Raw genomic sequence first — 22,586 nt, forward strand, 5'->3', positions numbered from 1 at the left:
CATGGGCGGCGGAAGCGCATTCCGGCAGCCGCCCTGGCCATCGCCGTCACTCAGAGTGGCCGTATGGGTCGCGGACCCGGCCCACGGCCGGGAATATGAAGCGACTCAGGAGACAGGAGAACGGCCATGCTGCTGCCCGACAGGAACACCGTCGACCGGCTGCTCCGGCACTTCCGCGCCCAGGAGCGGACCGTGCAGGACAGGCCGTGCGACCTGTCGGCCCGCCGGCGCTTCGAGGACACGGCGTACACCCTGTGCGTCCTGATGGGGGTGCGCACCGCCCGCGAGGCCGTCCTCGCCGCGGAGCGCTACGTGACGACGGCGGAGATCAGGAATCGAGAAGCGCGCCCCCCGTGCCGCCACTAGCGTGACCGCCATGAACACGATGAACACAGCCCCGGGCGAGGACGAGCGGGCGTCCGCACCCCACGCCGCCGACCGGCACGACCTGATCCGCGTGCACGGCGCGCGGGAGAACAACCTCAAGGACGTGAGCATCGAGATCCCGAAGCGCCGTCTCACGGTCTTCACCGGCGTCTCCGGCTCGGGCAAGAGCTCCCTCGTGTTCGACACGATCGCCGCCGAGTCGCAGCGGCTGATCAACGAGACGTACAGCGCCTTCGTCCAGGGCTTCATGCCGACGCTCGCCCGGCCCGAGGTCGACGTCCTCGAAGGCCTGACGACCGCGATCATCGTCGACCAGCAGCGCCTCGGCGCCGACCCCCGCTCCACCGTCGGCACCGCCACCGACACCAACGCGATGCTGCGGATCCTCTTCAGCCGCCTCGGCGAGCCGCACGTCGGACCGCCCAGCGCCTACGCCTTCAACGTCCCCTCGGTCCGGGCCAGCGGCGCGATCACCGTCGAACGCGGCGACAAGAAGACCGAGAAGGCGACCTTCGAGCGCACCGGCGGCATGTGTCCGGGCTGCGAGGGCCGGGGCACGGTCTCCGACATCGACCGCGGTCGGCTCTACGACGACTCCAAGTCGCTCGCCGAGGGCGCGCTCACCATCCCCGGCTACACCCCGGGCGGCTGGAACTACCGGCTCTACAGCGAATCGGGCTTCGTCGACGCGGACAAGCCGATCCGCGAGTACACCGAGAAGGAGCTGCGGGACTTCCTCCACCACGAGCCGGTGCGGATGAAGATCGCCGGGATCAACATGACCTACGAGGGTCTGATCCCGCGCATCCAGAAGTCCTTCCTGGCCAAGGACAAGGAGGGCATGCAGCCCCACATCCGGGCGTTCGTCGAGCGGGCCGTCACCTTCACCACCTGCCCCGACTGCGACGGCACCCGGCTCAGCGAGGGCGCCAGGGCCTCGAAGATCGGGCGGATCAGCATCGCCGACGCCTGCGCGATGCAGATCAGCGACCTCGCCGCCTGGGTCCGCGGCCTCGACGAGCCCTCGGTGGCGCCGCTGCTCACCGCGCTCCAGCTGACCCTGGACTCGTTCGTGGAGATCGGCCTCGGCTACCTCTCCCTCGACCGGCCTGCGGGCACGCTGTCGGGCGGCGAGGCGCAGCGCGTCAAGATGATCCGCCACCTCGGCTCCTCGCTCACCGACGTCACGTACGTCTTCGACGAGCCCACCATCGGCCTGCACCCGCACGACATCCGGCGGATGAACGACCTGCTGCTCCAGCTGCGCGACAAGGGCAACACGGTGCTCGTCGTGGAGCACAAGCCGGAGGCCATCGGGATCGCCGACCACGTCGTCGACCTCGGCCCCGGCGCCGGCACGGCCGGTGGCACCGTCTGCTTCGAGGGCACCGTGGACGGGCTGCGCGCCTCCGGCACCGTCACCGGCCGCCACCTCGACGACCGGGCCGCCGTCAAGGAATCGGTCCGCGAGCCCACCGGTGCCCTGAAGATCCGGGGCGCGTCGACGCACAACCTGCGCGACGTCGACGTCGACATCCCGCTCGGCGTGCTCACCGTCGTGACCGGCGTCGCCGGCTCCGGCAAGAGCTCGCTCGTGCACGGCTCGATCCCCGCCGGCGAGGAGGTGGTCTCCGTCGACCAGAGCGCGATCCGCGGCTCCCGGCGCAGCAACCCCGCCACGTACACCGGACTGCTCGACCCGATCCGCAAGGCCTTCGCCAAGGCCAACGGCGTGAAGCCGGCGCTGTTCAGCGCCAACTCCGAGGGCGCCTGCCCCACCTGCAACGGCGCGGGCGTCATCTACACCGACCTCGGGATGATGGCCGGCACCTCCTCCACCTGCGAGGACTGCGAGGGCAAGCGGTTCCAGCCCGCGGTCCTCGAACACCTCCTCGGCGGCCGGGACATCAGCGAGGTGCTCGCGATGTCCGTGACCGAGGCCGAGGAGTTCTTCGGCTCCGGCGAGGCGCGCACCCCGGCCGCGCAGCGGATCCTCGCCCGGCTCGCCGACGTCGGGCTCGGCTACCTGAGCCTCGGCCAGCCGCTCACCACGCTCTCCGGCGGCGAGCGGCAGCGCCTCAAGCTGGCCACGCACATGGGCGACAAGGGCGGCGTCTACGTCCTCGACGAGCCGACCACCGGCCTCCACCTCGCCGACGTCGAGCAGCTCCTCGGCCTGCTCGACCGGCTCGTGGACTCCGGCAAGTCGGTCATCGTCGTCGAGCACCACCAGGCCGTCATGGCGCACGCCGACTGGATCATCGACCTGGGCCCCGGCGCGGGCCACGACGGCGGGAAGATCGTCTTCGAGGGCACGCCCGCCGACCTCGTCGCGGCCCGCTCGACCCTCACCGGCGAGCACCTCGCGGAGTACGTCGGCGCCTGACGGGCGCGCACGACCGGCGACCCGGGGGCTCCGGCCCCCGGGCCGCCGCTCAGCGAGCCGCGCGGGGAAAGAGCGCCCTGGGCGTGTCCACGCAGGTGTCCCGCGAGACCGGTCCGCCGAACCGCAGCCGGTCGTACGCCGTGAACGCCGGCTCCAGGGCGTCCAGCTCGTCCACGCGCGCGTGGAGGGCGGCGCGCCACTCCGGCGAGGGGTCGTCCCCGGCCGTCGCGAGGCACGCGGTGATCTCCGCCGTCAGCTCGTCCTTCCGGTGGATGTTCGCCGGGGTGACCGCGTGCAGGCAGACGTACCGGCCGCTCAGGTACGCCGCCCACTCCTCCCCGCCCCGGCCCGGGTCCTCCCAGTGCCCGGTGAACCACGCGCGCAGGCGGTCGGCGCCGCCCGCCGCGTCGGCGAGCGCGAACAGGTCGCGCGGCACCATCTCGGCACCGTCCGACCGCAGATAGCCGGGCAGCGGCAGCAGTCCCGCGAGCATCAGCGACCGGACCTCGTCGGGGTCCCGGCCGAGCGCGGCGCACAGCGTGTCCAGCGGGACGAACCGGGCGGTGACGTACGCGTCGTCGTCGGCGGTCATCGGATGGTCGCCGTTCACCTCGCGGAACCGCTCGGCGATCCGCGCGGCGGGCGACGGCCCCTCCGCGGCCCGTCCCTCCGCGGCCCGTCCCGCCGGTATGCGGTCCTGCGCGGGCCGGTCCGCCGGCGTCCGGTCCTCTGCGGGCCCGTCCGTCGGGGGCCGTTCCCGCGCGGACCCGTCCGTCGGCATTCGGCCCTGCGAGGGCCCGTCCGTCGGGGTCCGGTCCTCCGCCGCCCCGTCCTCCGCCGCCCACGCCGTCGGCGTCCGGTCCGTCATCGCGTCACTCCTCGGGAAGGCCGTCCGGGCCGGTCCCGGACGGTGTTCCCGCAGGCTAGGAGCCGGACCGTGCGGCGCCCACCGAACCGTCGCCGGCACGGCCCCGGCCCGGTGTCTCCAGCGGCGCCGCACGACCGGCGGCCGACGAGGCGGGGCGTCAGGCCCGGCGGGCCGTCCTGCGCCGCCACCCCCACAGGGCGAGCGCGGCGGCGCAGGCCGAGCCCACCAGGGTCAGCGGAAGGCCGGCCGACGGGCCCGAGGGCTCCGCCTCCCGGGGCAGCCTCGCGGGCGCGGCCGCCGTCTCGGCCCCGGGCCGGGGCGCCGCCGCCTCCGCGCCGCGTCCCTTCCGGGCCACCGGCACGGCCCGCGTGCCCGGGTCGGCCGCCGCCTTCGCCCGTACCGGCGCGAGCGAGCCCACCGGCCGCACCCGGCCCGCGGCCTCGAAGCCCCAGTCGAGCAGCGACCGAGCCTCCTCGTACACGGCGAAACCGCCGCCCTCCTGGGGGTTCATCACCGAGACCACGAGCGTCCGGTCACCGCGCCGGGCCGCCGAGATCAGGGTGTTGCCCGCGTTGCTCGTGTAGCCGTTCTTGATCCCGAGGAGCCCGGGGTAGCGGTCCACCCCGTCCGCGCCCGTCAGGAGCCGGTTGGTGTTGGCGATGCCGTACGACCAGGAGCCGGCCGGGAAGTCCGCGTACGCCGTCGAGCAGTACCGGGCGAAGTCCGGGTCCTGGAGCCCGGCCCGGCCGAAGACCGCCAGGTCGTACGCGGAGGACACCTGCCCGGGCGCGTCGTACCCGTCGGGGGAGACCACGTGGGTGTCCTCGGCGCCCAGGGAGCGGGCCTTCTCCTGCATCTGCCGGGTCGTCGCCTCCCAGCCGCCGTTCATCGCCGCCAGGACGTGCACGGCGTCGTTCCCCGAGCTGAGGAAGACGCCCTTCCACAGGTCCGAGACCTTGTACGTGTACCCCTCCTTCACCCCGACCAGGCTGCTGCCGGCCCCGATCCCGGTCAGCTCGGAATCGGCCACGGTGTGCCGCTCGGACGGCGCGTGACGGGGGAGCGCGGTGAGCGCGAACAGCGCCTTGAGGGTGCTGGCCGGAGGCAGCTTCCGGTGCGCGTTCCGGGCGGCGAGCACCTCGCCCGACGAGGCGTCCGCCACGACCCACGACAGCGCGGAGACCGAGGGCACGGAAGGAGCTCCCGGCAACCGCTGCACCTGCGTGCCCCGCCGGTCGAGGCGCGCCCGGTCGACGTACTGGCGCGCGGGCGGCGTGGGCTCCCCGACGGAGGAGGCGACGGAGGGGACGGGTGCGGCGGGGGAAGCGGCGGCCGCCGGAACGGGCAGCACGAACAGCAGCGCCGCGGAACCGGCGGCGGCATGACGGACAGCTGACGTGACGATCATTCAGCCACCGTAGGAAGGAGGTGCGGACCGCGCAGATCGGAGTGCGCCGACCGGCGTAGCGCGTGTGGCGTACGGCGGCGCGTCGTGCGTCCGGCCGGGTGGCGCTCCACGGTCCGCCCCGGCCGGGACCCGCTGTCGGTGGCGCAGGGCATCCTTGTGACGTGCCCTCATACCCGCACCAGAGCAACGCCGTTCCGGACCGTGCCGCCGGAGCCGCCCCCGCCGAGCCGGCGGGACGGTCCGTCCCCGGCCCCGCCAGGGCGCCCGGGACGCCCCCCGTCACGGGCCCGTTCGGCGCGCCCGCCCTCCGGACCGAGCGGCAGGCCCGCACCGCCCCCGCCGGGCACATGATCGTCTGCGGCGACGACGCCCTCGCCCACCGCCTCGCGCGCGAACTCCACGAGGTGTACGGGGAGCAGGTCACCCTCCTGGTGCCGGCGATGCCCGACGCGCCCCGCGCCCCCGCCGGCCGCACCGGCCGGGCGCTCGCCCTCTTCGGGCGGGTGACCGCCGCCGTCACCCGCACCACCGCGGCCGGAGCGGCGGCCGCGCCCCCGGCGGACGGCGCCGACCCCACCGGCGCCCTGCGGGTCGTCGAGGCACCGGAGGCGGACGACCGGGCCCTGACGGAAGCCGGAGCGGAGCGCGCCGCCGCCCTCGCCCTCGTCCACGAGGACGACGAGACCAACATCCGGGCCGCGCTCACCGCCCGCCGCCTCAACCCCCGGCTGCGCCTGGTGATCCGGCTCTACAACCGCAAGCTGGGCCAGCACCTGGAGACCCTCCTCGACCAGGCCGCCGCCGTCGCCGAGCCGGGGCTCGACCCCGAGAAGCTCGACGCCGCCACCACCGTCCTCTCCGACGTCGACACCGCCGCTCCCGGCCTCGCCGCGGCCGCCGTCGCGGGCACCAGCAAGGTGGTCCAGGCCGGGGGACTGCTGCTGCACGCCGTCGACCGGCCGCCCGTCGCGGGCCGGGCGCCCGACCCCGGACTCTTCACGCTCGCCCTGCTCTCGGCCACCGCCGGCGACCCGGCCGGCTGCGAGGGCTCCGAGCGCAGCGGGGACGAGGGCCCGCGCCTCCTGCCGGACGACCGGACGGTCGCCGCCGCCACCGGACGGGCCGCCGTCACCCTCGAAGCGGTCACCCCGGCGGGCCCGGCCCTCCCGGCGGCCCGTCTCGCCACCTCCGCGCTGCCCGTCGCCTCGCTCTTCTCCCGCCGCCTGCGCTGGTCCCTCGCCGGCGCCGTCGCCGCCGTCCTCGCGCTCGCCCTCGCCTCCACCTTCACCACCGGCGACCACCCCCTGCACGCCGCCTACCTGACGCTGCTCGACGTCTTCGCCATCGGCGACCCGGCGGTCGGCGAACCGACAGGACGGCAGGTCCTGCAGATCCTCGCCGGCTTCGTCGGCCTCCTCCTGCTCCCGGTGATCGTCGCGGCCCTCCTCGAAGGACTCGGCACCTTCCGCACCGCGACCACCCTGCGCCGCCCGCCGCGCGGCCTCTCCGGCCACGTCGTCCTCCTCGGCCTCGGCAAGGTCGGCACCCGCGTCCTCGCCCGGCTCCGGGGACTGAACATCCCGGTGGTGTGCGTCGAATCGGACCCCGAGGCCCGGGGCGTCGCCGTCGCCCGCAGGCTGCGCGTCCCCACCGTCATCGGCGACGTCACCGAGGAAGGCGTCCTGGAGGCGGCCCGCATCCACCGCGCGCACGCCCTCCTCGCCCTGACCAGCGTCGACATCACCAACCTGGAGGCCGCGCTCTCGGCCCGCGCCGTCACCCCCGACCTGCGGGTCGTGCTGCGGCTCTACGACGACGACTTCGCCACCGCCGTCTTCCGCACCCTGCGCACCGCCCACCCCGGGGCCCTCACCCGCAGCCGCAGCGTCTCCCATCTCGCCGCGCCCGCCTTCGCGGGCGCCATGATGGGCCGCCGGGTCCTCGGCGCCGTACCCGTCGAGCGCCGCGTCCTCCTCTTCGCCTCCGTGGACGTCGCGGACCATCCGCTCCTGGACGGCCGGACGGTGGCCGAGGCCTTCCGGCCCGGCGCCTGGCGGGTCATCGCGCTCGACAGCGGCGGCCACGGCCCCTCGGGCGAGGGCTGGCGCCTGGCGCCCGAGCGGCTCCTCGGCCCGGGGGACCGGGTCGTCGTGGCCGCCACCCGGCGAGGCCTGGCCGAACTCCTCGGCCGGGGCGACCGAGGCGCTCGGGGCGACCGGGGTGCGTGGGGCGACCGAGGCGACCGAGGAGGTCCGGACGGCCTGGTCGCCCGGGGGAACCGAGGCGAGCGTGACGGACGGGCCGACGGAGGCGAGCGGCGCGACCGGGGCCGCCCCGGTGCCACGCCCGGCAGGGAGAGCGTGCAGGACAACTCCGTACGAAACGAGCGGGGTTGACCGTAGGATCTGACCGCTCACGCGCCGAGACGGTCCCCTCCGCAGTCAGGAGTCCCTTCCTTGAACACACCGCACACCACCCCGCCCGCCGCCCGCCCGCCGCACCGCATGGACCCGGCGGGCGGCTGCCCGCACGCGGCGAACGCCCGGCTGCTCGCCGAGGGCGCCGTCACCCCCGTGGTACTGCCCGGGGAGATCGAGGGCATGGCGGTGCTCGGCCACGACGCGCTGCGCGACTTCCTCTCCCACCCCGACGTCGCCAAGGGCCCCCAGCACTTCACCGCCCTCGCCGAGGGCCGCATACCCGACGGCTGGCCGCTGCGGACCTTCGCCACCGTGCCCGGCATGACCACCGCCGACGGAGCCGACCACCGCCGGCTGCGCACCCTCGTCAGCAGCGCCTTCACCGCCCGCCGCGTCGAGGAGCTCCGCCCCCGCGTCGAGACCGTCACCGCCGGGCTCCTCGACGGACTCGCGGAAGCCGCCCGCGCCGGCGACGGCGTCGCCGATCTGCGCCGCCACTACGCGCTGCCCCTGCCGCTCGGCGTCATCTGCGAGCTCCTCGGCGTCGACCCGGCCCATCAGGACCGGCTGCACCACCTCTCCAGCCTGGTCGTCGCCACCGACACCGAGCCCGCGCGGGCCGTCGCCGCCAACCGCGAGCTCGTCGAGCTCCTGGGCTCCATCGCCGCCGACAAGGCCGCCGCGCCCGGCGACGACCTCACCAGCGCCCTCATCGCCGCCCGGGACGAGGGCGGCGACCGGCTCAGCCAGCCCGAGCTCATCGGCACGCTGCTCCTGATGATCATCGCGGGCCACGAGACCACCCTGAACCTCGTCACCAACGCGGTCCGCGCGCTCTGCGCCCACCGCGAGCAGCTCGCCCTCGTCCTCGACGGCCGCGCCGACTGGGCCGACGTGGTGGAGGAGACCCTCCGCTGGGACAGCCCGGTCAGCTACTTCCCGTTCCGCTACCCCACCCGTGACCTCACCGTGGACGGCACCCTCGTCCCGCGGGGCACCCCCGTCCTCGCCGGGTACTCGGCGGCGGGCCGCGACACGAAGGCGCACGGCCCGGACGCCGACCGCTTCGACATCACCCGCGCCGGGGCGGTGAAGCACCTCTCGCTCGGCCACGGCCCCCACTACTGCCTGGGCGCCCCGCTGGCCCGGATGGAGGCGGCCGTCGCCCTGGAGGCGCTCTTCACCCGCTTCCCCGACCTGGACCTCGCGGTCCCGGAGGCCGAGCTGACCCGCCACTCCGGCTTCGTCGGCAACAGCGTCCGGGCCCTCCCCGTCCGCCCGAGAGCCTGACCGCGCGCCGCCTCCGGCGCCGGCACCCGCCACGGCCGGGCGGACGGAGCCGCCCCGGTCGTGCCGGGCGCGCCGCCGTCAGCCGGTCCGCCCCCAGGCGCTCGTGGGGGAGGCCCGCAGGGAGGAGACCAGGCGCAGCAGCCGGTCCTCGTTCCCGGCGAGGCCCGCGGCGCGGAGCGCCTCGTCGGCCTCGGCCATCGGGTGGGTGAGCATCACTCCCGCGTACGGGGCGAGCTGCGGGTCGGCCAGCACGGCCTGCGTGGACTCGAGCAGCCGCAGATACGCCTGGGCGGCCGCGCGCTCGCTGGCGGTGATCGTGGTCATGTCGGGCTCCCTCTCGACAGTTCGGCGCCCACCACCCTCTCGTACGGGTCTGACAATCGGGCTCAGACCGGTCCGCCGAGGTGTGCCGTCAGCCGCTCCAGGAACACCCGCTGCCCGGAGACGAGCAGCGGAGCGGCGGCCTCCGGAGTGAACCAGCCCACCCGGTCGATCTCCGGGAAGGCCTCCCGGACGCCCGACCGGGGCGGCCACTCCATGACGAAGGTCCCCGGCACCACCTCGGCCGGGTCGAGGTCGCCCTCGACGGCCCACACGGTGACGAGCTTCCCGTTCCGCTGGCGGGCCTCGCCGAGGGCGAACCACTCGCCGTCGGGGGCCGGGAGGCCCAGCTCCTCGAGGAACTCACGGCGGGCCGCGGCCTCGGGAGCCTCGTCGGGCTCGTACTCCCCCTTGGGGATCGACCAGGCCGACTCCTCGCGGGCCGCCCAGAGGGGCCCGCCCATGTGACCGATGAGGACCTCGACGCCCCCGCCCGTCGTACGGCGGAAGACCAGAAGGCCCGCGCTGCGCTTGTCCGGCATGCGCCCCAGTGTGGCCGAAGGGCCCGGCCGCCGCAGCCCCCCGCGCGGCCTTTCGCCCCTACTCCTCCGCGTCGACCGTCACCGGGCCGCCCACGAGGTCCACGCCGCTCGTCCACCCAGCCCCCAGCCGCACCGAACGCCACGGGACGAGCGTTCCGTCCAGCCGCTCCCGCCGCAGCGGGACACCGTCCTGGGCGACGGTCAGGACCGGGCGCGCGAGCCGTCGCTCCGGCCGCACGAGCAGGGGGGCGGCCTCCGGCCCCAGCAGACCGGGCGTCACCCATCGCAACGGGCCCGCCGCCGTCACGGGCACCCCGGCGGCGGGCCAGGGGCGGCCGCCGAGGCGTTCGAGCACCGCCCCGGCCACCGCGCGCCCCTCGGCGGCGGCCACCAGCGCCGGCTCCACCCCGCGCAGGAGGTTGCCGACGGCGAAGACCCCGGGCTCGGCGGTGCGGAAGCCCCGGTCCGTCAGGGGACCCCGGGTGCCGGGCGCGAGCGGCAGCCCGCGGGCGCGGACGAGCTCGTGGTCCGGGATCCAGTCGCCGGTGAGGACCACCGTGTCGCACCGCAGCACGGCCGGCCGGCCGTCCCCGCCCCGCACCGCGACCCCCGTCAGCCGGCCGCGCCCGAGGAGCTCCGTCACGACCGCGCCGACGAGGACCGGCGCTCCCGCGAACAGGACGGCGCGGCAGGGGCGTTCGGCGACGACGGCCGCCACCTCCACCCCGGCCGCGCGCAGCGTGCGCACCGCGCCCCGGGCCACCGGGTCGCCGCCGACGACCACCGCCCTGCTCCCGATGTGCTCCCGTCGCGGCCCGAAGCGCAGGACCGTCCGCTGGAGTTCGCCCGTGGTCAGCACCCCCGCGGGCCGCGTGCCCGGGACGAGCCGGGCGCTGCGGGGCCGCTCGCGGGCCCCGGTGGCGAGGACCACCGCGCCCGCCCGGATCCGTTCGAGCCCGGTCGGGGCGGTGACGTCCAGGGTCAGGGGCCCTGCCCAGCCGGTGGCCGAGACGCCGGTACGGACCGCCGCCCCCGCCCGCAGCGCCTCCCGCACCGCGCGCCGCGCGTACGCCGGGCCGTCCAGGGCACGTCCCCGGGCGTCCGCGCCGAACCCCGGCCGGGAGCAGTGGCGCGGCACCCCGCCGGCCGTGGCCTCCCGCTCCAGGACCTCGACGCGGCCCGCGCCCGCCGCCGCGAGCCGCGCGGCCGCGGCGAGCCCGGCGGGTCCCGCGCCCACGACGAGGACGTCGACCGCACGGGTCACGACGCCCCCTCCCCGTACCGCGCCCCTCGGCTCACCGTGCTCCCTCTCCGTGCCCCGTCGCCCGGCTCACCGTGCTCCCTCTCCGTACCGCGCCGCCCGGCTCGCCGAGTCCCCTTCCCGTACCGCGCCGTCCTCTTCCCGCGCCCGCTCCTCGAACAGTGCCCGCACCTCCGCGCCGCAGTGGTGGCCCTGGCAGCGGCCGCCCCGGGCGCGGGTCCTGCGCCGCAGCCCGTCGAGGCCGCCGGGCGGGATCGTCGAGGCGAGCGCGGCCCGGATCTCGCCCAGGGTGACCCGCTCGCAGTGGCAGACGATCGTCCCGAACTCCGGGTCACGGGCGATGAGCCCGGCGTCCCGGTACGGCCGGGGGAAGGCCTCGCCGAGGTTCGGCATCCGGACCGGGGCGAGCGGGCGGACCGGCCCCGGGTCCAGGCCGCAGTCCGCCAGGAGGCCGAGCACGTGCTCGGCGATGGCCAGGGAGGCGGTGAGTCCGGTGGAACGGATCCCGCCCACCGTCACGTACCGCAGCCCGGGGTGGGCGGCGATCCGGTAGTCCTCCTGTCCAGTGGCGGCCCGCAGTCCCGCGTAGACGGCGGTGACCTCCTCGTCGAGGAGGGCGGGGAGGATCCGGCCGCCCTGCTCGCGCAGCCCGGCGAGGCCCTCCGCCGTCGTGCCCGTGGCGGTCTTGTCGTCCAGGTCCTCGGCGGTGGGCCCGAGCATGACGTTCCCGTACACCGTCGGCGAGACGAGCACGCCCTTGCCGAGCGGTCCGGGCACCGGCAGCAGGATGTGCCGGACCAGGTCGCGGGCGAACTTGTCGAAGACGAGCAGCTGGCCCCGGCGCGGGGTGACGGTGAAGTCCTCCCGGCCGACCAGCGCGTCGAACACGTCGGCGTGGAGACCGCAGGCGTTCACGAGGAGACGGGTCCGCAGCACGCCGCGCCGGGTGACGAGCCGGTGGTACGGATCGCCCGGACGCACCTTCTCCACCCGGCAGTTCAGATGCAGGTCCACCCCGGAGCGGACGGCCTGCGTGGCGTACGCGAGGGTGGTCGTCCACGGGCAGATCACGGACTCGCCCGGCACCTCCAGGGCGCCCAGGGCGCCGCGGCCCAGGTGGGGCTCGCGCACCGCGAGTTCCCCGGCGTCGAGCAGCCGCGTGGTGCGGTGGCCGTTGCGCTCCGCCTTCTCCGCGAGCCGGGGGAGCGTCGCCCGCTGCTCCTCGTCCCAGGCGACCAGCAGCGCCCCCAGCGGTTCCACGGGGATGCCGGCCTCCCGCGCGTACGCGCCGAGCAGGCGGTGTCCCTCGCGCACCAGCCGGGCCTCCAGAGTGCCGGGCAGCGCGTCGAAACCGGTGTGCAGGATGGCGGTGTTGGCCTTCGAGGTGCCGTCGCCGACGTCGTTCGCGGCCTCCACGAGCGCGATCCGCAGCGGATGGCGGGCCAGGGCCCGGGCGATCGCGGAACCGACGACGCCCGCGCCGACGACCACGACGTCGTACTCCGCGGCCTCGCCGGTGGGCAGCGGCCCGGTCCGCGTCACGCTCATACGGCCGCGCCGCCGAAGCCGCCACCGGCACCGAGGCCGTCACCCGCACCGGTCCCGTCGATGCCGTCCCCCGCACCGCCCGCGCCCGCCGACCGCTCCACCAGCGCCGCGACCTCCGCGCGGAAGCGCGCGAGGCGCGCCGCCGCCTCGTCGGCCGAGATCCGGGGCTCGTACACGGCCGAGGGCTTCCACTCCGGCACGGCCTCGCGGAGCGTGAGCCCCGGCTGGTGTCCGAGCCGGGCGACCGCGCCGACCCCGAGCGCCGTGGCGTCGGGCAGCGAGGAGACCTCGACGGGGAGCTGCAGCAGATCGGCCTGGGTCTGCATGAGCAGCGCCGACCGGGTCAGCCCGCCGTCGGCGCGCAGCGCGGTCAGCGGCGCGCCCCGGTCCGAGGCGGCGGCCGCGGCGAGCTCCACGACCTGGGCGGCGATGCCCTCGCACAGGGCACGCACCAGGTGGCCCGGCCCGGTGTCCAGGCCGAGACCGGTGACCGAGCCCCGCACGTCCCCGCGCCACCAGGGTGCGGCGAGCCCCGCGAACGCCGGGACGAAGGTGACGCCTCCGCTGTCCGGGACGCCGCCGCCGACGGCGTCGAGCTCCCCGGCGCCGGAGATGACGCCCAGGTCGGTGAGCCAGCGGACGGCCGAGGCGACCGTGTACACCTGTCCGTCGAGGCAGTGGGCGACGCGCCCGCCGAGCCGCCAGGCCACGCAGCTCACCAGGCCGGAGGCGGTGCGGCGGGGTTCGGGTCCGGTCTGCGCGAGGAGGAAGGCGCCCGTGCCGTAGGTGCACTTGGCGGCGGCGGGGTCGTCCGCGCTCTGCGTGAGGAGCGCCGCCTGCTGGTCCACCAGAAGGCCGGTCAACGGCAGCGCGGGGCCGAAAGCGGTCGTGGTGCCGACCGGGGCGTCGCAGTCCACGACCCGGGGGAGCGCCTCGCCGCCGAGTCCGTACAGGTCGAGGGCGGTCTCCGACCAGGCGACCGTGTCGAGGTCGAGGAGCCCGGTCCGTCCGGCGGTCGCCGCGTCCGTGACGAACGCGCCGGTGAGCCGGTGGACGAGCCAGGCGTCGCTGGTGGTGACCACTCCGGCGCCGGTGGCGTGGCGGCGGATCCAGGCCATCTTGGGCGCGGCGAAGTAGGGGTCGACCGGAAGTCCGGTGAGGCGGCGCAGTTCCTCGGCGTGGGCGTCGAGGCCGGCGCAGACGGAGGCCGCCCGGCGGTCCTGCCAGACGAGGGCGTCGGTGAGCGGCTCCCCGGTGACGGGGTCCCAGGCGAGCACGGTCTCGCCCTGGTTGGCGAGGCCCACGGCGACGACCGGCACGTCCGCCTCGGCGAGCGCCGCCCGTCCGGCGGCGACCACGGAGTCGTACAGCTCACGCGGGTCGACCTCGACCAGGCCGCCGGGGAGGTGGCGGGGCCGGACGGGGGCCGTCCCGGTGCCGACGACACCGCGCTCGGGGCAGAGGACGAGGGCCTTCGTGCCCGACGTGCCCTGGTCGACGGCGAGTACCGCTCCGCCCGTCATCCCGCTGCTCCCTCGCTCGCACCGCTCGGTGATCATCCGGTCACCGAAAAGGGTCAGGGTGCCGCCGCCGGAGGCCTTCGTCAAGGCGCGCCGGTCGAAGACGTCAGGTCGCCACGCATACCTGACAGTAAGTCAAATTCAGTCGTTGGCTTGATGATTACTGTCGCGAAAGAAAGTGGACCGGTCGCGTCCAGAGCCCTCTATAGTGATCGCCGATCAACGGCCGGGACGCCCGCCGGGGGACTGACCACCCCCTCCATCCACCGAGGACCCATGTCACCCACACCACCCCCCACCTCCTGATGGCCGGACACGGATTCCGCCCCGTCTACCACCCCGCCGGCCACGACCACGCCCTGCGCAACGCCGTCCAGGACCTGCGCACGGGCCGCTGGGTGTCCATGGCCCGTCTCCTCGACGAGACCTCCGACTGGGAGGCCTGGACCCGGCGCACCCAGGTCCTCGCCACCGTCGCCGCGGGCAGCGACGTCGTCCCCATCTGGCGCGCCGAGCAGCCCGAGAGCCTCGCCGCCGCCGTGATGCACAGCCGGGTCGCCGTCGAGCGCGCCGTCCGCGCCCACCGGGCCGGCCACACCCGGACCCGTGAGCTCTGGCAGGAGGCCCTGACCGCCTGCCACGAAGCCTCCGACCGGTCGCCCGCCGACCCCGTGCCCTGGATCGGTCTGATCGCCCTCGCCGCCCTCGACGGCCGCCGGCGCATGGCCGAGCACCGGCTCACCCCACCGGCGCCCATGCTGCCGCCCGGCCCCTGGGGCCTGCTCGCCGAGGTGGAGAAGCGGGACCCGCACAACCGCGAGGCCCACCACCGCATGCTGCAGTTCGTCTACGCCCGGCAGTCCGGCCCCCTCTCCGAGGCCGTCAACTACTCGCACTGGGCGGCCAGTTCCGCCCCCGTCGGCTCCGCCCTGCACGCCCTCCCGCTCTACGTCCGCGTCGAGCGCTACCGGCGCGAGCGCGGCCACGAGCGCGCCCTGGACCTCCACTGGGTCGCCGAGGACGCCGTCCGCGACGCCCAGCGCGCCCTCGACACCTGGTTCCTCTTCTGCGCCACCGACGAGGCCTCGCTGCTCGACCTCAACCACCTGGCGCACGCCCTCTTCGGCGCCCTCCGCTTCGCCGACGCGGCCCGGGTCTTCCAGGCCCTCGGCCCGTACTACACGACCCTCCCGTGGGCCTACCGCACCGCTCACCCGGACGACCGGGCCCTCGCCGAGGAGGTCTTCCTGCGCGCCCGGGCCCGCTGTCTCGGCGGCTGACGCGCCACCGCGCCCCCTCTGCTTCCCCCCCACCCCCGCTTCCCCCGTCCCCCGGAGGTCCCATGTCCCGCACCGCCCCCACCGACGCGATACGCAAGCCACCACCGGCGCAGGACGAGGAGGCGAGACTCAGAGAGCTCGGCTACCAGCCCGTCCTCGCCCGCCGCATGGACGGCTTCGGCAACTTCGCGATCAGCTTCTCCGTCATCTCCGTCCTCTCCGGCTGCATGACCCTCTACGGCTTCGGCCTGGGCACCGGCGGCCCCTCCGTCATGCTGTGGGGCTGGGTCGGCGTCGGCCTCTTCGTCCTGTGCGTGGGCCTCGCCCTCGCCGAGGTCACCAGCGCCTACCCCACCTCCGGCGCCCTCTACTACATGGCCGACCGCCTCGGCGGACGCCGCTGGGGCTGGTACACCGGCTGGCTGAACCTGCTCGGCCTGCTCGGCGCCATCGCCGGCATCGACTACGGCGCCGCCCTCTTCACCGGGGCCTTCCTCAACCTCCAGTGGGGCTTCGTGCCCACCCCGGGCTCCACCTTCCTCATCTTCCTCGCCATCCTGCTGCTCCACGCCGGACTCAACCTCTTCGGCGTCCGCCTCGTCAGCGTCCTCAACTCGGTCAGCGTCTGGTGGCACCTGATCGGCGTCGCGGTCATCGTCGGCGCGCTCGCCTTCGTCCCCGACCGGCACCAGTCCGTCGAGTTCGTCTTCACCGAGTTCGTCAACGACACCGGCTGGGCCAACCCGTTCTACGTCGCCGCGATCGGCCTGCTCCTCGCCCAGTACACCTTCTCCGGCTACGACGCCTCGGCCCACCTGTCGGAGGAGACCTCCAACGCCTCCGTCACCGCCGCCAAGGGCATCGTCCGGGCCATCTGGGTCTCCTGGCTCGCCGGCTTCGCGCTCCTCGCCGGACTCACCTTCGCGATCCAGGACTACGCGGCCACGCAGAACAGCGCCACCGGCGTCCCGCCCGCCCAGATCTTCCTGGACGCGCTCGGCTCCGGCGGAGCCGCCGCCCTGCTGCTCGTCGTGATCGTCGCCCAGCTCTTCTGCGGCAACGCCGAGGTGGCCGCCGCCAGCCGCATGGTCTTCGCCTTCAGCCGCGACAACGCCCTTCCCGGCTCGGCGCTCTGGCGCAAGGTCAGCGGCAGCACCCAGACCCCCGTCCCCGCCGTCTGGCTCGCGGTCGTCGTGGCCGCGCTGCTCGCCGTCCCCTCGCTGTACTCGGCCACGGCCTACGGCGCCGTCACCGCCATCAACGTCATCGGCATCACCCCCGCCTACGCCATCCCCATCTACCTGCGGCTGCGCGCCGGGAACCGCTTCGTCCCCGGCCCGTGGAGCCTCGGCCGCTGGAGCAGGCCCATCGGCTGGATCGCCGTCGTCTGGGTGGCCTTCGTGACCGTCCTCTTCTGCCTGCCGCAGAAGTCCCCGGTGAACGTCGACACCATGAACTACGCCGCGATCGCGCTCGTCGTCGTCCTGGTCCTCGCCAGCGTCTGGTGGTACGTCGCCCGCCGCTCGTACGGCACGCCGACCGCGTACGGAACCGCCCGCGAAGAGGCCGAGATCGCCGAGGGCATCGTCTGACGCCGGAGCCCGGCCCCCGGGGGGCGTGTCCGATCCGATCGGACACGCCCCCGTCCGCGTACCGCGGACCGGACGGGGCGGGGTCAGGCGCTGAACTCGTAGGTCCAGGCGGCCGACTGGGCCGAGAAGTCGATGTCCGTGATCTCCAGGGCGTGTCCGTGCTGGTCGCTGACGACCCGGTGGACGACCAGCCGCGCCGCGCCGCCGGCCGTGGCCGGACCGGGCGGGACGCCGACCGACTCGCGGTGGGTGACCCGCAGTCCCGCCTGGTGCATCCAGTGGTAGAGGAGCCGCAGGTCGGGCCGGCGGCGGCAGTCGCCGCCCCGGCGGTAGCGGGAGAGCTGGGGGATCTCGGCGAGGGCCGGCCGGGAGAACCACGAGACCGCCCGCTGGAGCGCCGCCCCGTGCGGTCCGAGGACCGTGTGCCGGTGGACGAGGGTCGGTTCCCCCGGGGTGAGCAGGAGCCGTGACGCCAGGGGAGCGGGCGGCGGCTCCCAGGTGAGCGAGGCCCGGACGAGCGCCTCGGCCGCCCGCGGCCCGCCGGGGAACGTCGGCCGGCGGGCGACGAGGACGGGACCGGCCGGCTCGGGTCCGGTCCCGTCGACGGCCGCGAAGGTGCCGCGCCGGTCGGTGACCACGAGCCTTTCGTCCCTGAGGAGTTGGAGCGCGCTGCGGACGGTCTGCCGGTTGACGTCGTAGCGCTGGGACAGCGCTCGTTCCGACGGGAGCCGGCTGCCGGGGGAGATGCGCCGCTGGGCGAGGTCCTCGCGCAGGGCGGCGGCGACCCGGAGATAGAGCGGCGTTTCCGCCACCGCCTCGGAATCGGGCTCGACCATGATCAACCCTCTCTTTGCTCAGCGTGACGGCGTGGACCGTGTGGGTGATCAATTCCTATCATTGGTCTAAACCATTTATCCAGAGCGGTCCGGCAGAGTGGCCGAAACGGGCGAGGCGCCTTGTAATGAGGTTCAGGTGACCGGGCCGAGAACACATCGGCGGGAAGAGGCGGTGAGGCCGGATGACGACACCGTCGGAACGTGCCGCTCTGGGGAAGGCGGCCCGCAAACGCGTCCCCCGCGCCTCCCACGGACGCTGGATACCCAGGTCGCAGCGCCCCGACCCGTTGGTGACCCTGGAGCGGGAGTCCCTGGACCGGCTGCCCGACCTCGTTCCCCTCCGGTACGCGAGGATGGCGGTCTCCCCCTTCGCCTTCCTGCGCGGCGCCGCCGGCGTCATGGCCGCCGACCTCGGAGCCGAGCGCCACACCGGGCTCACCGTCCAGCTCTGCGGCGACGCCCACCTGCTCAACTTCGGTGTCTACGCCTCACCCGAACGGACGCTCCTCTTCGACGTGAACGACTTCGACGAGACCCTCCCGGGTCCCTTCGAATGGGACGTGAAGAGGCTCGCGGCCAGCATCACCGTCGCCTCCCTCCAGAACGGCAGCGCCAAGCCCAAGGCCCACCGCGCCGCGCTCGTCGCCGTGGAGTCGTACCGCGCGACCATGCGCCGCCTCGCCGGCCTCGGCGAGCTCGACGTCTGGTACGAGCGGATCTCCGCCGACGACATCCTCCGCGTGGTGCGCGGCGAGGACCGCGCCCGCCTCACGAAACGGCTCGCCGGTGCCCGCCGGCGCACCAGCCTCCAGGCCCTGGAGAAGCTCACCGAGAAGGACTCCGAGGGCAACCGGCACATCGTCGACGACCCGCCGCTCCTCGAACGCGCCACGGACGTCGACCGGATCACCCTCGGGAAGATCTTCAGCGACTACCGCAGCTCCCTCGCCGAGGAGCGCCGCATCCTCCTCGACCGCTACCGCTTCGTCGACGCCGCCCGCAAGGTCGTCGGAGTCGGCAGCGTCGGCACCCGCTGCTTCGTCCTCCTCCTCGAAGGACGGGACGAGAGCGACCCGCTCATCCTCCAGATCAAGGAGGCCGGACGGTCCGTCCTGGAGCAGTACCTGCCACCGACCGCCTACCCCCACCAGGGCCGCCGCGTCGTCTACGGCCAGCGGCTCACCCAGGCCGCCAGCGACATCTTCCTCGGCTGGATGACCGGACCCGAGCAACGCCACTTCTACTGGCGGCAGTTGCGCGACATGAAGGGCTCCGCGGAGGTGGAGACCATGTCCCCGGCCACCCTGCGGGACTACGCGCGGCTCTGCGGCCGGGCCCTGGCCCGCGCCCACGCCCGCTCCGGCGACCGGATCGCCATCGCCGCCTACCTCGGCGGCTCGGACGTCTTCGACCGCGCCGTGGCCGATTTCGCGCTCGCCTACGCCGCGCAGAACGCCGACGACTACGCGGCCCTCGGCGCGGCCATCGCCGCCGGCATGGTGACGGCGGCCCCCGGCGCCTGAACTGCTCCGAGTGGAGTCCACGAGTGGTGGGGCGCCCACCCCCGCCGCAGGCTGATGAGCACAGCGCCCGCCCGGACCACGCCGTGGCGGGCCCAGCCACGCGGTGTCGTCCCGGCCCGGGGCGACCGTGGTCCACAGAGAGACCCGAGCACATGACGGAACAAGGCACCGTACGAGCGCGCGCCCGGCGCCCGTACGGTCGACGGCACCCCCGAGGCGCGCGCACCGGTCTCGCGCTCTTCACGGCCGGGCTCGCCCTTCTGGGCGCGGCCGGTCCGGCCGCGGCACGCCCCCCGACGACGGGGAGCACCTCGACACCGGGTGACGCGGCGTCAGCGCCCGCCCGCGGGCCCCACCCGGGAGGCCCGGCGCGGTTCGTGCCCGCCCCCTGCCCGCCGACGCCCGAGCCCGTCCCCGGGCGGTGCGGATTCCTGGAGGTGCCCGAGAACCGCTCCCACCGCGGCGGCCGGACCATCCGGCTGGCCGTCGCGATCGTCCCGGCCGCCTCGGCCGAACCGGCCGAGGAACCGGTGGTGTTCATGGAAGGGGGACCCGGCGGCGACGCCTTCGACAGCATCCCCTTCCTCGTCTCCTCCGGGGTGAACCGGGACCACGACCTGATCGTGATGGCCCAGCGCGGCACGCGCTATTCGCAGCCGAACCTCGCCTGCCCGGAGATCGACCGCTTCAACGTGAAGGCCGTGGGGCTGCGCTACGACTCCCCCGCCACCGGGCGGCTCCTCGTGCGCGCGGCCAAGGAGTGCCGTGACCGCCTCACGCGCGACGGAATCCGGCTGAGCTCCTACAACACCACCGAGAACGCGGCGGACTTCGCCGACCTGCGCACGGCCCTCGGCATCGACCGGTGGAACGTCTACGGCTACTCGTACGGCACCAACCTCGCCCTCACCTACCTGCGCCGCCACCCCCAGGGCATCCGCTCGGTGGCGATCGACTCGGTCGCGCCCCCCACGGTCGTGAACCTGCCGTGGACCTGGGACAGCTTCGCCGAGGGGATCGACGAGATCTTCGCGGCGTGCGAGGCCCAGCCCCGGTGCAAGAGCCGCTACCCGCACCTCCGGCGCACGCTGGACGAGCAGGTCCGCCGTCTCGAGGCGCACCCGCTGAGACTCATGGCGCAGCCGCCCGGAGGCGGGGACCCGGTCGAGGTCGACCTCGACGGGGGCGCGCTGGTCAACATCCTCGTCGCCAACACCGTCAAGGCCGTCGACGTCCCCGCGGCGCTCGACGAACTCGCGCACGGAAACCCGGAGCGCTTCGCGCGAGCCCGAGCGGTCGACGTGGGGACCGTCATCGGCGGATTCGCCCACGGCATGACGCAGTCGGTGGCCTGCGCCGAGTGGGCGCCCGGCTTCTCGGAGCACGACGTGCTGAAGGCGGGACGCCGGAACTTCCCGGGGTGGCCGGACACGGTCCTGGCCCAGCCCCCGCAACTGCCCTTCGAGCACGCCCTGTGCCGGACCTGGAACGTCCCGGACCGCACCGAGATCCAGCGGGTGCCCACCTTCAGCAAGGTGCCGACGCTGCTCCTCGCCGGAAGCTTCGACATGAAGACCGGGGCGAGCTGGGCCCGGGTCGCGGCCCGCACCCTGCCCCGCTCGACCTCGGTCGTGATCCCCGGCATCGGCCACTGGGTGGTCCCCCAGTCGCCCTGCGCGGCGAGCGTCCTCGGCTCCTTCCTCGCCCGTCCGACCGCGCCCGACACCGGCTGCGTGGCCGGACTCAGGCCCGCACCGTTCACCCTCACCCCCTGACACGGAGGCCGAATGATGTCCCTTCCACCAGCCCACCACCGGCGCACCGCGCGACGCCTCCCGGCCGCGCTGGCCGGGGCCACCGCCGGCGTCCTCGCCGCCGGCCTCGTCACGGCACCCGCCCACGCCGAGTCCGGCCCCTCGGCCCCGCTCGGCACGGTGGCCGGGACGGCGGGTCACGCCCGCTTCGAGCCGGGACCCTGCCCGAGGACCGCGGACCCGATTCCCGCCCTGAAGGACGCCCACTGCGGGACGCTCACCGTCCCCGAGAAGCGTGACCGGCACGGCAGGGGGTGGGGGCGCAGGATCACCCTCGCCGTGGCGATCGTCCCGGCGGCCGCGAAGAGGCACGCGGGCGACCCGATCGTGTGGCTCGCCGGCGGACCCGGCGACGACGCGGTGTCGGAGATCCCGATGGCGCTCGCCGGCGGCCTCAACCGCGACCGGGACGTGATCTTCATGTCCCAGCGCGGCACCTACTCGGCCGACCCGCAGCTCACCTGCCCGAACGTCGACGAGTTCGCCGCGGACTCCCTCGGCCTCGTCTTCGGCGCGCCGTCCACCGGGCGCCTCCACGTCGAGGAGACGCGGAGGTGCCGCGACCGGGTGGTGAGCCGCGGGGCCGACCCCAGCGCCTACTACGGCCCCGAGAGCGCCGCCGACTACGACGACCTGCGCAAGGCGCTGGGCATCGGGAAATGGAACGTGTTCGGCATCTCGTACGGCACCGACCTGGCGCTCCACTACATGCGCCTGCACCCGGAGGGCATCCGGTCGGTCGGCATCGACGGCGTCCTGCCGCCGGCCCTGGCCGGCGGGGCCGTGACCTGGAAGGCCGCACGAGAAGGTTTCGACGGCCTGTTCAGGGCCTGTGAGCAGCAGCCCGCCTGCAACACCCGCTATCCGCGCCTCAAGGCCACGTTCGAGCGCCTCGTCGGTCAGGTCGAGAAGCGACCGGTCACCACCACCGTCACCGTCCCGGGCCGGCCCCGGCCGGTGAAGGTCGTGCTGGACGGCGGCGTCCTGGTGAACTGGCTGGCCTCCGCCACCCACGTGGCCGCCGGAGTGCCCCGCTCCATCGACGAACTGGCCCACGGCAACCCGCGGCGGATCGCCGAGCAGTGGGCGGGCGGCAAGCTCAGCCCGCAGGCCATCGGGAGGACCGGGCACGGGCTCGCCTACGGCGTCTTCTGCCGGGAGTGGACACCGTACGAGAGCGAGGCCGACGTGGTCCGGGCGGGGCGGCGCCTGTTCCCCTCGTTCCCCCGCTCGGTGCTGGTCAACGCTCCCTTCCTCGCCTGGCTCCACCCGGACTGCCGCGCCTGGGACGTCCCCCCGGCGGACCCCTCGGTCCGGCGGCGGACGTACAGCGACATCCCGACCCTCGTCCTGTCCGGCGGCTTCGACGCCCAGACCGCGCCGAGCAGCGGGCCGTACGCCGCCCGCACGCTGAGCCGGTCCATCGCCGTCACGGTGCCCTACGTGGCCCACGTGGTGTTCGCCGACTCGAAGTGCGCGCAGACGATGACCGTCTCGTTCTTCGACCGCCCGGACGCTCCGGACACCAGCTGTCTCGCGGGCCTCGAGCCGCCCGCGTTCGAGATCGGCGCGTGAGCCGGGGCGAGGGGC

General features: G+C 75.0%; 17 protein-coding genes. 9 read left to right on the plus strand and 8 right to left on the minus strand.

Annotation, left to right across the window (positions count from 1 at the left end):
• Positions 1–126 precede the first annotated feature (126 nt).
• Complete coding sequence (locus ACFYUZ_RS22965) at positions 127–366, plus strand: DUF5133 domain-containing protein (RefSeq protein WP_093877469.1); 240 nt, start codon at positions 127–129, stop codon at positions 364–366.
• Positions 367–385: 19 nt separating this feature from the next.
• Positions 386–2,773, plus strand: coding sequence for an ATP-binding cassette domain-containing protein (locus ACFYUZ_RS22970; RefSeq protein ID WP_389312192.1), 2,388 nt, complete (start codon positions 386–388; stop codon positions 2,771–2,773).
• 49 nt (positions 2,774–2,822) lie between these two features.
• On the opposite strand, the gene ACFYUZ_RS22975 is transcribed toward ACFYUZ_RS22970, so the two are convergent.
• Complete coding sequence (locus ACFYUZ_RS22975) at positions 2,823–3,464, minus strand: DUF6058 family natural product biosynthesis protein (protein ID WP_389312194.1); 642 nt, start codon at positions 3,462–3,464, stop codon at positions 2,823–2,825.
• A 334-nt stretch (positions 3,465–3,798) separates the two neighbouring features.
• Positions 3,799–5,049, minus strand: coding sequence for a D-alanyl-D-alanine carboxypeptidase family protein (locus ACFYUZ_RS22980; protein ID WP_389312060.1), 1,251 nt, complete (start codon positions 5,047–5,049; stop codon positions 3,799–3,801).
• 347 nt (positions 5,050–5,396) lie between these two features.
• On the opposite strand from ACFYUZ_RS22980, the gene ACFYUZ_RS22985 reads away from it, so the two are divergent.
• Positions 5,397–7,445: an NAD-binding protein gene (locus ACFYUZ_RS22985; RefSeq protein WP_389312196.1), complete on the plus strand. Its 2,049-nt coding sequence runs from the start codon at positions 5,397–5,399 to the stop codon at positions 7,443–7,445.
• A gap of 108 nt (positions 7,446–7,553) precedes the next feature.
• Positions 7,554–8,759 (plus strand): cytochrome P450, encoded by a 1,206-nt coding sequence (locus ACFYUZ_RS22990; protein ID WP_389312198.1) that lies wholly within the window; start codon positions 7,554–7,556, stop codon positions 8,757–8,759.
• A gap of 78 nt (positions 8,760–8,837) precedes the next feature.
• Here ACFYUZ_RS22990 and ACFYUZ_RS22995 read toward each other — a convergent pair whose 3' ends face one another.
• The 5 genes from ACFYUZ_RS22995 to ACFYUZ_RS23015 all read right to left on the minus strand — a co-directional run bounded on the left by ACFYUZ_RS22995 (position 8,838) and on the right by ACFYUZ_RS23015 (position 13,954).
• Positions 8,838–9,083 (minus strand): hypothetical protein, encoded by a 246-nt coding sequence (locus ACFYUZ_RS22995; protein WP_389312062.1) that lies wholly within the window; start codon positions 9,081–9,083, stop codon positions 8,838–8,840.
• Positions 9,084–9,145: 62 nt separating this feature from the next.
• On the minus strand, positions 9,146–9,622 hold the full coding sequence (locus ACFYUZ_RS23000) for an NUDIX domain-containing protein (protein ID WP_389312063.1): 477 nt from the start codon (positions 9,620–9,622) through the stop codon (positions 9,146–9,148).
• 58 nt (positions 9,623–9,680) lie between these two features.
• A complete protein-coding gene (locus ACFYUZ_RS23005; RefSeq protein ID WP_389312065.1) occupies positions 9,681–10,886 on the minus strand; it encodes an FAD-dependent oxidoreductase in 1,206 nt (401 codons plus the stop codon).
• 66 nt (positions 10,887–10,952) lie between these two features.
• Complete coding sequence (locus ACFYUZ_RS23010) at positions 10,953–12,431, minus strand: FAD-dependent oxidoreductase (RefSeq protein ID WP_389312067.1); 1,479 nt, start codon at positions 12,429–12,431, stop codon at positions 10,953–10,955.
• On the minus strand, positions 12,428–13,954 hold the full coding sequence (locus ACFYUZ_RS23015; protein ID WP_389312200.1) for an FGGY family carbohydrate kinase: 1,527 nt from the start codon (positions 13,952–13,954) through the stop codon (positions 12,428–12,430). Before ACFYUZ_RS23015 ends, ACFYUZ_RS23010 begins: the two co-directional genes overlap by 4 nt.
• Before the next feature lie 302 nt (positions 13,955–14,256).
• Between ACFYUZ_RS23015 and ACFYUZ_RS23020 the strand changes: the two genes are divergently transcribed.
• Both ACFYUZ_RS23020 and ACFYUZ_RS23025 read left to right on the plus strand, forming a co-directional pair.
• A complete protein-coding gene (locus tag ACFYUZ_RS23020) occupies positions 14,257–15,231 on the plus strand; it encodes a hypothetical protein (RefSeq protein ID WP_389312069.1) in 975 nt (324 codons plus the stop codon).
• A 62-nt stretch (positions 15,232–15,293) separates the two neighbouring features.
• Positions 15,294–16,823, plus strand: a complete 1,530-nt coding sequence (locus ACFYUZ_RS23025; RefSeq protein WP_389312071.1) for an amino acid permease — start codon at positions 15,294–15,296, stop codon at positions 16,821–16,823.
• A gap of 83 nt (positions 16,824–16,906) precedes the next feature.
• Here the strand turns inward: ACFYUZ_RS23025 and ACFYUZ_RS23030 are convergent, their stop codons facing one another.
• Positions 16,907–17,659, minus strand: coding sequence for a GntR family transcriptional regulator (locus ACFYUZ_RS23030; RefSeq protein ID WP_389312072.1), 753 nt, complete (start codon positions 17,657–17,659; stop codon positions 16,907–16,909).
• A 182-nt stretch (positions 17,660–17,841) separates the two neighbouring features.
• Here ACFYUZ_RS23030 and ACFYUZ_RS23035 point away from each other — a divergent pair, with 182 nt between their 5' ends.
• From ACFYUZ_RS23035 to ACFYUZ_RS23045, 3 genes are all read left to right on the plus strand, one after another.
• Positions 17,842–19,182, plus strand: coding sequence for a DUF2252 domain-containing protein (locus ACFYUZ_RS23035; RefSeq protein ID WP_389312074.1), 1,341 nt, complete (start codon positions 17,842–17,844; stop codon positions 19,180–19,182).
• Positions 19,183–19,619: 437 nt separating this feature from the next.
• Positions 19,620–20,957, plus strand: coding sequence for an alpha/beta fold hydrolase (locus ACFYUZ_RS23040; protein WP_389312075.1), 1,338 nt, complete (start codon positions 19,620–19,622; stop codon positions 20,955–20,957).
• Positions 20,958–20,972: 15 nt separating this feature from the next.
• Positions 20,973–22,571 (plus strand): alpha/beta fold hydrolase, encoded by a 1,599-nt coding sequence (locus ACFYUZ_RS23045; RefSeq protein ID WP_389312077.1) that lies wholly within the window; start codon positions 20,973–20,975, stop codon positions 22,569–22,571.
• Positions 22,572–22,586: the final 15 nt, after the last annotated feature.

This window comes from Streptomyces sp. NPDC004266, assembly GCF_042874095.1.
GTDB lineage: Bacteria > Actinomycetota > Actinomycetes > Streptomycetales > Streptomycetaceae > Streptomyces.

Bases quoted from the DNA above. Each gene is read 5' to 3' on its own strand.
- ACFYUZ_RS22965 (WP_093877469.1), top strand. From the start codon at position 127: ATGCTGCTGCCCGACAGGAACACCGTCGACCGGCTGCTCCGGCACTTC.
- ACFYUZ_RS22970 (WP_389312192.1), top strand. From the start codon at position 386: ATGAACACAGCCCCGGGCGAGGACGAGCGGGCGTCCGCACCCCACGCC.
- ACFYUZ_RS22980 (WP_389312060.1), bottom strand. From the start codon at position 5,049: ATGATCGTCACGTCAGCTGTCCGTCATGCCGCCGCCGGTTCCGCGGCG.
- ACFYUZ_RS22985 (WP_389312196.1), top strand. From the start codon at position 5,397: ATGATCGTCTGCGGCGACGACGCCCTCGCCCACCGCCTCGCGCGCGAA.
- ACFYUZ_RS22990 (WP_389312198.1), top strand. From the start codon at position 7,554: ATGGACCCGGCGGGCGGCTGCCCGCACGCGGCGAACGCCCGGCTGCTC.
- ACFYUZ_RS22995 (WP_389312062.1), bottom strand. From the start codon at position 9,083: ATGACCACGATCACCGCCAGCGAGCGCGCGGCCGCCCAGGCGTATCTG.
- ACFYUZ_RS23000 (WP_389312063.1), bottom strand. From the start codon at position 9,622: ATGCCGGACAAGCGCAGCGCGGGCCTTCTGGTCTTCCGCCGTACGACG.
- ACFYUZ_RS23010 (WP_389312067.1), bottom strand. From the start codon at position 12,431: ATGAGCGTGACGCGGACCGGGCCGCTGCCCACCGGCGAGGCCGCGGAG.
- ACFYUZ_RS23015 (WP_389312200.1), bottom strand. From the start codon at position 13,954: ATGACGGGCGGAGCGGTACTCGCCGTCGACCAGGGCACGTCGGGCACG.
- ACFYUZ_RS23020 (WP_389312069.1), top strand. From the start codon at position 14,257: ATGGCCGGACACGGATTCCGCCCCGTCTACCACCCCGCCGGCCACGAC.
- ACFYUZ_RS23025 (WP_389312071.1), top strand. From the start codon at position 15,294: ATGTCCCGCACCGCCCCCACCGACGCGATACGCAAGCCACCACCGGCG.
- ACFYUZ_RS23030 (WP_389312072.1), bottom strand. From the start codon at position 17,659: ATGGTCGAGCCCGATTCCGAGGCGGTGGCGGAAACGCCGCTCTATCTC.
- ACFYUZ_RS23035 (WP_389312074.1), top strand. From the start codon at position 17,842: ATGACGACACCGTCGGAACGTGCCGCTCTGGGGAAGGCGGCCCGCAAA.
- ACFYUZ_RS23045 (WP_389312077.1), top strand. From the start codon at position 20,973: ATGTCCCTTCCACCAGCCCACCACCGGCGCACCGCGCGACGCCTCCCG.